This is a genomic window from Chengkuizengella axinellae (assembly GCF_030730905.1).
In the GTDB taxonomy this organism is placed as follows: Bacteria; Bacillota; Bacilli; order Paenibacillales; family KCTC-33759; genus Chengkuizengella; species Chengkuizengella axinellae.
Genome location: NZ_JAVAMP010000037.1, coordinates 1 through 1,865, shown reverse-complemented (window position 1 = coordinate 1,865; position 1,865 = coordinate 1). Strand labels below are relative to the sequence as shown.

Sequence of the window (1,865 nt, the reverse complement as noted above, 5' to 3'; positions counted from 1 at the left end):
ACCCTAACGGAGCACCCCTTCTCCCGAAGTTACGGGGTCATTTTGCCGAGTTCCTTAACGAGAGTTCTTCCGCGCGCCTTAGAATTCTCTTCTCGCCTACCTGTGTCGGTTTGCGGTACGGGCACCTTCACCTGGCTAGAGGCTTTTCTTGGCAGCATGAGTGCGAGTTCTTCGGTACTACAATTTTCCCTCCTCATCACAGCTCAACCTTCACGGTGTGCGGATTTGCCTACACACCAGTCTTACTGCTTGAACAGACATATCCATCAGTCTGCAACTGTTCCCTTCTGCGTCACCCCAATTGCTCATAGCGGTTTACGGTGGTACAGGAATTTCAACCTGTTGTCCTTCGATTACGCCTTTCGGCCTCACCTTAGGTCCCGACTTACCCTGAGAGGACGAGCCTTCCTCAGGAAACCTTGGGCTTTCGGCGGACAAGATTCTCACTTGTCTTTTCGTTACTTATACCGGCATTCTCACTTGTATGCTGTCCAGCACTCCTTACGGTATACCTTCAACCTACATACAACGCTCCCCTACCCCTGATACAAATGTATCAAGCCATAGCTTCGGTGGTGTGTTTAGCCCCGTTACATTTTCGGCGCAGAGTCACTCGACCAGTGAGCTATTACGCACTCTTTCAATGGTGGCTGCTTCTAAGCCAACATCCTGGTTGTCTGTGCAACTCCACATCCTTTCCCACTTAACACACACTTGGGGACCTTAGCTGATGGTCTGGGCTGTTTCCCTTTTGACGATGGATCTTAGCACTCACCGTCTGACTCCTGGGGTTTAAAGTCTATGGCATTCGGAGTTTGACTGAGCTTGGTAACCCTTGACGGGCCCCGCACCCAATCAGTGCTCTACCTCCACGACTTACCCCCAAGGCTAGCCCTAAAGCTATTTCGGGGAGAACCAGCTATTTCCGAGTTCGATTGGAATTTCTCCGCTACCCCCACCTCATCCCCTCATTTTTCAACATAAGTGGGTTCGGGCCTCCAGTGAGTGTTACCTCACCTTCACCCTGGACAGGGGTAGATCACACGGTTTCGGGTCTACGTCAACGTACTAACTCGCCCTATTCAGACTCGCTTTCGCTGCGGCTCCAGCTCTTCACTTTAACCTTGCACGCTAACGTAACTCGCCGGTTCATTCTACAAAAGGCACGCCATCACCCATTAAACGGGCTCTGACTTCTTGTAAGCACACGGTTTCAGGTTCTATTTCACTCCCCTCCCGGGGTCCTTTTCACCTTTCCCTCACGGTACTGCTTCACTATCGGTCGCTAGGGAGTATTTAGCCTTGGCAGATGGTCCTGCCAGATTCATACGGGGTTTCACGTGCCCCGCACTACTCGGGATCCACTCCGGAGAGAATGATTTTTTAGTTACAGGACTATTACCTTCTGTGGTGTGTCTTTCCAGACACTTCACCTAAACCATTCCTTTGTAACTCCATGTGGAGTGTCCCACAACCCCAACAGGCAAGCCTGTTGGTTTGGGCTAATCCGCGTTCGCTCGCCGCTACTGACGGAATCACTTTTGTTTTCTCTTCCTCAGGGTACTTAGATGTTTCAGTTCCCCTGGTCTGCCTCCTCTAGACCTATGTATTCAGTCTAGGGTACGTACCTATTACAGTACGTGGGTTCCCCCATTCGGATATCCCCGGATCGATGTCTGCTTACGACTCCCCGAGGCATTTCGTTGTTCGCCACGTCCTTCTTCGGCTCCTAGCGCCTAGGCATCCTCCGTGTGCTCTTAATAGCTTAACCATTAAGATCGATGTTTTACATGATCGCTCATGTAGAGAATTCCATTTGCTAATTTAATGCTTCTTTGCTTTCGCTATCTAGTTTTCAAGGAACA

General features: G+C 50.5%; 1 rRNA gene. It reads right to left on the bottom strand.

The features are described from left to right. A 23S ribosomal RNA gene (locus tag Q5Y73_RS24485) occupies nucleotides 1–1,771 on the bottom strand; the annotation flags it as partial. Nucleotides 1,772–1,865: the final 94 nt, after the last annotated feature.